Raw genomic sequence first — 525 nt, forward strand, 5'->3', positions numbered from 1 at the left:
CCGCGGCCGAGATCCGCGCCTCGGCGCAGCAGCAGGCGGCGTCGGTCGAGGAGCAGTTCGCGGCCGTGCAGGAGACTGCGGCCACGGTGGACGAGATCACCCATTCCGGCGCCCAGATCGGCAAGCGTGCCACCGAGGTGATCGCCACCGCCCAAGCCACGGCCCAGACCTCCCGGCAGGGCCTGCGCGCGGTCTCCGACACCGCCAAGGCGATGGACGCGATCCGCGAGCAGGCCGAGGCGGTGGCCGGCAACATCGTCAGCCTGTCGGAGAAGACACAGACGATCGGCGACATCATCGAGACGGTCAACGACATCTCGGAGCGCACGCACCTGCTGGCGCTGAACGCCGCGATCGAGGCGGCGGCGGCCGGCGAAAGCGGGCGCAGCTTCGCCGTTGTGGCCTCCGAGATGAAGCTGCTGGCCGACCAGGCCAAGGCGGCCACCGGTCAGGTCCGGGGGATCCTGGGCGAGATCCAGCGGGGCATCAACACGTCGGTGATGCTCACCGAGGAGGCGGTCAAGC

Annotated in this window: 1 protein-coding gene; it reads left to right on the plus strand. The window is 70.7% G+C overall.

Annotated features, from left to right (window positions below; all coding sequences use genetic code 11):
• A partial coding sequence (locus FV242_RS34155) for a methyl-accepting chemotaxis protein (RefSeq protein WP_246693024.1) occupies window positions 1-525 on the plus strand: 525 nt, incomplete at both ends.

It is taken from the genome of Methylobacterium sp. WL64, assembly GCF_008039945.1.
Taxonomy (GTDB): Bacteria; Pseudomonadota; Alphaproteobacteria; order Rhizobiales; family Beijerinckiaceae; genus Methylobacterium.